Source organism: Aquirufa sp., assembly GCF_044377215.1.
Taxonomy (GTDB): Bacteria; Bacteroidota; Bacteroidia; order Cytophagales; family Spirosomataceae; genus Aquirufa.
On record NZ_JBILJM010000028.1, the window covers coordinates 24,353 to 32,012 of the forward strand.

The window sequence follows — 7,660 nt, forward strand, 5'->3', positions numbered from 1 at the left end:
CCGCCTGCTTTGGCATAATTCAATTATCTTTGTGGGCTATATATGACCGCATTGCTTTTATGATTGATAAAAATTACGCCCCCCAGGAAATCGAACAAAAATGGTACGCTTATTGGTTGGAAAACAAGGTCTTCGCTTCGAAACCTAACCCAGCAAAGGAAGCATATTCCATCGTCATTCCGCCACCCAATGTCACAGGGGTGTTGCACATGGGGCACATGTTGAATAATACAATTCAAGATGTTTTAATCAGAAAAGCACGTATGGAAGGCAAAGAGGCTTGTTGGGTCCCTGGAACCGACCACGCCTCAATCGCCACAGAAGCAAAGGTCGTAGCCATGCTGAAAGAAAAAGGCATTGAGAAAAAAGACATAACCCGCGAAGAATTCTTGAAACATGCCTTCGAATGGAAGGACAAATACGGCGGAATTATCCTCGACCAATTAAAGAAATTAGGTGCTTCATGTGACTGGGATCGTACCCGTTTTACGATGGAACCATCTTTGTATGAGGCAGTTATAGACACCTTTGTGCGTTTATATAACAAGGGTTTGATTTACCGTGGCGTCCGAATGGTCAACTGGGATCCGCAGGGAAAAACAGCTTTGTCGGACGAGGAAGTGATTTACAAAGATGTTCAGGCCAAATTATACCATATCCAATATCCCTTAGTAGACGGCTCTGGATTTGTGACGATTGCCACAACCCGACCAGAAACGATCATGGCCGATGCCGCAATTTGCGTTAACCCAGGGGACGAACGCTATGTACATTTACATGGCAAAAAGGTAAGAATTCCATTAATCGATCGTGAAATCAGCATCATTCCAGATGAATATGTGACGCTGGATTTTGGAACAGGTTGCTTAAAAGTAACCCCTGCCCACGATTTAAATGACTACGAATTAGGCTTAAAACATAAATTACCCGTAATCGATATCTTGAATGACGATGGCACATTGAATGAAAAGGCTATATTATTTGTGGGTGTTGATCGTTTCGAAGCACGTAAACGTATCGTAAAGCAATTAACCGAAGAAGGTTATTTAGTCAAAACGGATGAATACAAATCGACCGTAGGAACTTCTGAACGTACAGGTGCGGTCATCGAACCGAAATTATCCTTGCAATGGTTCATGAAAATGGAGGAGTTGGCGAAGCCGGCGTTAGATAATGTCATGAATGACAACATTCAATTACACCCAGCCAAATTCAAAAATACGTACCGTTCTTGGATGGAAAATGTGCGTGACTGGTGTATCTCAAGGCAGTTGTGGTGGGGCCAACAAATCCCTGCGTTTTACATGGAAGATGGAACGGTGATTGTGGCGAAAGGCAAAAAAGAAGCCTTGCGCATAGCGCGAGATAAATACCAATTATTCGCTTTGGTGGAAGATGATTTAACGCAAGATCCGGATGTGTTGGATACGTGGTTTTCGTCGTGGTTATGGCCAATTTCGGTATTTGACGGAATTGAAAACCCGGATAATGAGGAGATTAATTACTATTACCCGACCAATGATTTAGTTACGGGACCCGATATTTTATTCTTCTGGGTGGCTCGTATGATTATGGCGGGATATGAATGGCGCGATGAATTGCCATTTAAGAATGTATACTTGACTGGAATTGTAAGGGATAAGCAAGGGCGTAAAATGTCGAAGTCCTTAGGCAATTCCCCTGATCCATTGGAATTGATTGCAAGATTCGGTGCTGATGGTGTTCGTTCGGGCTTGTTGTTCTCCGCACCTGCAGGAAATGATTTGTTATTTGATGAAAAATTATGTGAGCAAGGAAGAAACTTCTCCAATAAAATATGGAATGCATTCCGTCTTTTAAAAGGTTTGGAGGTTGTTCCTGGAGCATCATTGCCAGAGCATACGTTAGCGACCGCATGGTTCGAATCCAAATTAAGCCAAACGATTATTGACGTTCAAGACCACTTCAGTAAGTTCCGTATTTCAGACGCATTGTTAAGTATATACAACTTGGTGTGGGATGATTTCTGCGGAAAGTATTTGGAGATCATTAAGCCAGCTTATCAAAGCCCAATTCACGCAGACACCTTGCATGCGGCATTGGGATTATTTGATTCGTTAATGCGCTTAATGCATCCGTACATGCCATTCATCACGGAGGAAATCTGGCAATCGATTGCCCCTAGAAGCGAAAAAGGCACTATTTGCACAGCCGAGTACCCTACAGCGGGCAAAGTTGACGAAGCTTTAGTCGCGCAATTTGATGTCGTGTTTGAGGTCGTAACGAAGGTGCGAGAGATTCGTAATTCGAAGCAATTATCACCAAAATTAGCTTTACCACTTTGCATTAAATCAGAACAACCAGTGGCTTTTGCGGCAGTTGAAGCCATCATGTTGAAATTGGCCAATTTAGAATCGATTAGTTTTATTGCTGCACCGATTACGGATGCACAGACTTTTGTGGTGAAGTCAGATCAGTTCTTTGTTCCGATGGCAAACGACGAGGATCCTGCGGAATTAAAAGCTGAATCTGAGAAGGAATTAGCTTATTTAGTGGGTTTCAAAAAATCAGTTGAAGCGAAATTAGCCAATGAAAAATTCGTTCAAAATGCGAAGGCTGATTTGGTTGAGCGTGAGCGCCAAAAACTTTCGGATACCGAGAATAAGATTAAATCGTTACAAGAGCTGTTAGGAAGATTGGGATAATGAAATATTGGTTCGCGCTTTTTATTGGTTTTTGCTTCGCATCGTGTTCTTCTAAAAAAGAGGATAAGGTTCCCGCGTTACCTGAAATCAAATGGGACATGCAGCGATTGGATCGATCATTTGCAAACGCCTCATCAGCGCTTGCTGTAGATTCGATACTCAAAAAGCATCCTGAAATTGCTGTTGGTTATTTTAGTTGCCCACCAGAAAAAACACCTTTGCTAGCGCGCGATTTATATCAATTATTTAATAATCCAGCCCTACGAAAATTTTACGACCAAAGTCAGGATAGTAGTTTCTTTGGCGGAGGTCGCTTGGAAAAAGAGTTAAAAATTGCTTTTCAGCGTGTACAAAAGGAGTTTCCAGGCATGAAAACGCCAAAAATCCGCACCGTCTTTTCTGGTTTTGGCGGATTGGGAAGTGAATTTACGGCCCAACACCTTCAAGTATCAGACTCGCTTATTGTTATTGGCTTGGATTTTTTCATGGGAAAAAAAGGTTTATATCTACCTCCAAATGTGTATGATTATCAAATGCGCCGACTGGAACCTCGGGCGTTAGTAGGCCAAGTTATGCTCCAATATTCTGCGTTTTTAAATAAGCAAAATGAGGAAGATCACAGCTTACTGAGTGATATGATTTGGTATGGAAAGGGCTATGCGTTTACCAAAACAATCGTACCTGAAGTTGCCGACAGCCTTCTATTTGGCTATACGGCGCAAGAGTTGTTAGAGACAAATGCCTTCCAGAAACAGGTATGGGAATATTTTATTGATAAGAAGTTATTGTTTAACAAAGAAGAATTAATTAAAAGTAGATATTTAGGTGAGCGACCAAAAACACCAGAAATTGGTCCAGCATGTCCAGGTTCGATAGGGCGCTGGGTAGGTTATACCATTGTGCAGCATTACTGGGCGGCTAATCCAAAGCTCAGCATTTCAAAAATTATGGCTGATCAAGATTTTAATCGCATATTTTTAAAGTCGGCCTACCGCGGTGAGGCATTAAAGACGAACTAAGCCATGGCAAAACGACACGAGAAAATGGGTACGGGAGTCGATCCTAAGGACAAAGTCAAGGTAGATAAAAAAGGCTTACAAAAGGCGTTGAAAATATTCCGATTTGTCATTCCGTACAAGTGGACATTTGGATTCGGCATGATGTTCTTATTACTTTCTAATCTGACGACGATGAGTTTTCCTTTGTTGATAGGGGAAATGACGAAGGTTATAGAAGGGAAGTCTAAGTACTTGATTAATGAGGTGACAATTTTCTTTTTTGCGATTTTGATTGTGCAGGCGATTTTATCCTTTTTTAGAATTTACACATTTGCCCAAGTTTCTGAAAAATCGATGCGAGATGTTCGTCAAACACTTTATGCAAAGATTATTACCATGCCTATTTTTAATTTTGAAAAACGGCGCGTGGGAGAATTGATGAGTCGGATTACGTCGGACATTACGCAGTTACAGGATGTGTTATCGATCACCTTGGCAGAATTTTTCCGTCAAATATTTACCTTAATTGGCGGCATCGCGCTAATTACGTATTTGTCTTGGAAGTTAACGCTGTTTATGCTGGCTACGTTCCCGCTACTAGTTGTTGCAGCGATCGTATTTGGAAAATTTATTCGCAAGATTTCAAAGAAGTCGCAGGATGAATTAGCTGCAACGAATATTATCGTGGAGGAAACATTTCAATCGATACAGGCGGTTAAGTCATTTACGAATGAGGGGTATGAAGTTAATCGGTATGCACAATCGTTGAATAAAGTAATTGAAGCGGCTTTACGGGCGGCGACGATGCGGGGTGGTTTTGTGAGTTTTGTGATTTTTGCTTTGTTTGGTGGGATTGTTGGCGTAGTGTGGTATGGTGCTCAATTGGTTGCACAGGGGGATATGATCTTAGCGGATTTATTAACCTTTATCTTTTACACGGCATTTATTGGCGGGTCAGTTGGTGGATTGGGTGATATTTACGCGCAGTTACAAAAGACGATTGGGGCTTCGGATCGGATATTAGAAATTTTGGAGGATCCTTCGGAGGTACATTTGGAGGATAAAACAGAAAATGTTGCGATAGACTTTGGCACGATTGAGCTCAAAAACATCCACTTTTCGTATCCGAGTAGGCCTTCGGTTGAAATTTTGAAGGGAATTTCTATACGAATAGAACCGGGTCAAAAAGTGGCGATTGTGGGTACTTCTGGAACGGGAAAATCCACGTTGGCACAATTAATGATGCGTTTTTATGAGCCTAATTCGGGGGAAATTGAATTAAATGGCAGGAATATCAATGCGTATTCGGCGAATGCGTGGCGAAAGATGTTAGCTCTTGTACCGCAGGAGGTATTATTGTTTGGAGGGAGTATCCGTGAAAATATTGCGTATGGTAAGCCGGGCGCAACACAAGATGAAATTGAACATGCGGCAGAGCAGGCGTATGCGCGTGAATTTATTGAGTCGTTTCCTGAGAAGTGGGATACCTTGGTGGGTGAGCGTGGAGTTAAGTTGTCGGGTGGCCAGCGCCAACGGATTGCAATAGCGCGTGCTATATTACGTGATCCAAAATTCTTAATTTTGGATGAAGCAACGAGTGCCTTGGACTCTGAATCTGAAAAGTGGGTACAGTCGGCTCTGGAGGAGTTAATGAAAAATAGGACGAGTTTAATCATTGCGCATCGCTTGTCTACGATTCGTTCAGCGGATCAAATTATCGTGATGGAGTCAGGTAAAATTGTTGAGGCTGGAACGCATGAGGAGTTGCTGGCAAAGAAGCAAAGTGTTTACCGTAAAATGGTTTCGTTACAAACAGAACATTTAGGATGACAAAATTAGCTACCTATTCGTTACGAAATACCCCATGCCGAGAGGCGGTGCTTCGTGCATTTGAGGATGCTGGTTATGCCTTAAGCCAGGGAGATGTCGAGCAACATTTAGTAGCTCAGTTTGATCGGGTGACCATTTACAGGACATTAAAAACCTTCTTGACATCGGGAATGATCCATAAGGTTTTAGATGATCAGGGGAGTATAAAATATGCTTTGTGCAAAACTGTTTGTTGGCATGATGGGCATCAGCATCAGCATGATCATGTACATTTTAAATGTGTTCAATGTGGCCAAACGACATGCCTGGAAACAGTACATATCCCGAATATTCCATTACCGGAACATTTCATTAAGCAAGAAAGTAATTTATTGATTCAGGGTATTTGTAAGCCTTGCAGTTTACAGGGATAGTTCATTTTTGATATAATCTTTCACATTTTCATTTAGTTGATAGCGTTTCTGACGCCTATCAAGTTGTGAGCTAACGCGCAAGATGGCATTTTTCTCCCCTGTTAATAGGGCCAATTTCGAATTAAGGTCTTTGATTACGTGTGACCTGCGGAATCGCTGGGTATCGGCCCCTAATTGATTAATACCTAATATCTCATTTACTTGATCTACATTGAGTCCATCATGCGCACTTTGATGATAAAAATTTATGAGTAGGTCAACTTGCAACTTATCAAAATGATTAGCGACTTGAGTGGTGTTAGGTGGTATTATATCAGGTTGCTTGGTTTGAATTCTTTGACCAAAGAGTTTACGAGCAATCCAATAGAAAACAAAGAATAGGCTTAAAAGGATGGCGGCGAAAAACCAATTATTTTGATACCAAGGTTTATCCGTAAGGTAGCCTAGGAATTTAGCTTTTTTGGCTATTTCATGAAAATTAACCAGCTTTGATTCGTTGACAAGATGTATATCATTCGAATATTTAGTACCCAATACCCATTCATTGTGGAAAAAAATATTGGGTTTCTCAACGGTCATACTGAAGAAAGGAAATCGTGAATATTCCATATTGATATCTTCGTATTCGTAAATACGTAGATCGCGAGGATCTATAAATGTAATGGTCACATGACCTTTAGAACCTAGTGGAAAAATAACAAAATACTTGCCTGTATATAAGACACGAGTGCGGCTATCTACAGGTAGTTTAGATAAAACATCTTTAAGGTAAGGATGGGTAATTTGACCAAGATTTTTCCAAGTTCTAGTGGCAAAAGAGAACTCGAATATTTCATTAATTAAATCAAGAGTTCCAAAAGTATGACTAATGTCGTTTGAAAAATTTGATAAAGTAATCAATTTGTCTTGTTCAGGTAGGTAGGCCGTGTAACCGCGGTAAACACCTGAGGGGACATCGCCACTAACAGCAACCCCTTCCCATTCTTTAATCTGGGAGTCAAAGTAGCTGATGTGGTTGTTTGTTTCCCAAAATCCATATCCGCCGACCTGGTAGTATTGACCTTTACGAAAGAAAGTAAATGCTCCACAATTATCTCCTCGAAAATAAGTGTGATCAAGTCTTTTAATCGTTTTGGAGGTAAGGTTAAGATTAAAAATCTGATTGGTACATTCTAAAAAAAGAATAAATTCATTTGGCGTGTTTGTCGCAATCGATCTAAATTCGGATTCTTTCCGAATTTCCGAGAAGGATAGTGAATCGATGGTAATGGCACCAGCGTCAACCCAGTGTTTTTTGTCAATAAGTACTTGAAACGTTTTGGTACCAAAGTCGATCCGATTTGCTTGCTTGGTAATTGGATTAAGGAAATGTGCAAATGGCCCTGCATAAGAGAGAGGCGCCAAGAGACAGAGCAGGCTAATAAAATAAAAACGATTCATTAATCAAAGATAATAAAAAAATTGCCTTGCGCTAGTTGTCAGTAATCAGTAGTCAGTAATCAGTGTCCAGTCGTCAGTCCGAAGGAGATTAGTCCGGAGGTAACATGAACCTCTTAACTCTTACTTCTTACATCAAACTTCTCCTCTGGACTAGCGACTAGTGACTGACGACTAGTGACTGACGACTAGTGACTAGCGACTGTCCACTGACCACTGACTACTTTTTTGACATAAAAAAACCCACACTTTCGGTGCAGGTCTTTCTTAAATAACTTGGAGCTTACTTACTTTCCCG

5 protein-coding genes are annotated in these 7,660 nt (G+C 41.0%); 4 read left to right on the forward strand and 1 reads right to left on the reverse strand.

Annotated elements, in window-relative coordinates; all coding sequences use genetic code 11:
* Window positions 1–59: 59 nt before the first annotated feature.
* The 4 genes from ACIQ6T_RS08850 to ACIQ6T_RS08865 are packed head-to-tail and all read left to right on the forward strand — an operon-like array spanning window position 60 to window position 5,925.
* Window positions 60–2,684 (forward strand): valine--tRNA ligase, encoded by a 2,625-nt coding sequence (locus ACIQ6T_RS08850; protein WP_395785539.1) that lies wholly within the window; start codon window positions 60–62, stop codon window positions 2,682–2,684.
* Window positions 2,684–3,703, forward strand: a complete 1,020-nt coding sequence (locus tag ACIQ6T_RS08855) for a gliding motility protein (protein ID WP_395785541.1) — start codon at window positions 2,684–2,686, stop codon at window positions 3,701–3,703. The genes ACIQ6T_RS08850 and ACIQ6T_RS08855 overlap by 1 nt, the downstream gene beginning before the upstream one ends.
* A gap of 3 nt (window positions 3,704–3,706) precedes the next feature.
* Window positions 3,707–5,512 (forward strand): ABC transporter ATP-binding protein, encoded by a 1,806-nt coding sequence (locus ACIQ6T_RS08860; RefSeq protein ID WP_395785543.1) that lies wholly within the window; start codon window positions 3,707–3,709, stop codon window positions 5,510–5,512.
* Window positions 5,509–5,925, forward strand: a complete 417-nt coding sequence (locus tag ACIQ6T_RS08865; protein WP_395785545.1) for a Fur family transcriptional regulator — start codon at window positions 5,509–5,511, stop codon at window positions 5,923–5,925. Before ACIQ6T_RS08860 ends, ACIQ6T_RS08865 begins: the two co-directional genes overlap by 4 nt.
* Here ACIQ6T_RS08865 and ACIQ6T_RS08870 read toward each other — a convergent pair.
* On the reverse strand, window positions 5,914–7,365 hold the full coding sequence (locus ACIQ6T_RS08870; RefSeq protein ID WP_395785547.1) for a hypothetical protein: 1,452 nt from the start codon (window positions 7,363–7,365) through the stop codon (window positions 5,914–5,916). The two genes, ACIQ6T_RS08865 and ACIQ6T_RS08870, sit on opposite strands and share 12 nt — an antisense overlap.
* Window positions 7,366–7,660: the final 295 nt, after the last annotated feature.

Coding starts and splice junctions, on each gene's coding strand:
- ACIQ6T_RS08850 (WP_395785539.1), top strand. CDS start 60: ATGATTGATAAAAATTACGCCCCCCAGGAAATCGAACAAAAATGGTAC.
- ACIQ6T_RS08865 (WP_395785545.1), top strand. CDS start 5,509: ATGACAAAATTAGCTACCTATTCGTTACGAAATACCCCATGCCGAGAG.
- ACIQ6T_RS08855 (WP_395785541.1), top strand. CDS start 2,684: ATGAAATATTGGTTCGCGCTTTTTATTGGTTTTTGCTTCGCATCGTGT.
- ACIQ6T_RS08870 (WP_395785547.1), bottom strand. CDS start 7,365: ATGAATCGTTTTTATTTTATTAGCCTGCTCTGTCTCTTGGCGCCTCTC.
- ACIQ6T_RS08860 (WP_395785543.1), top strand. CDS start 3,707: ATGGCAAAACGACACGAGAAAATGGGTACGGGAGTCGATCCTAAGGAC.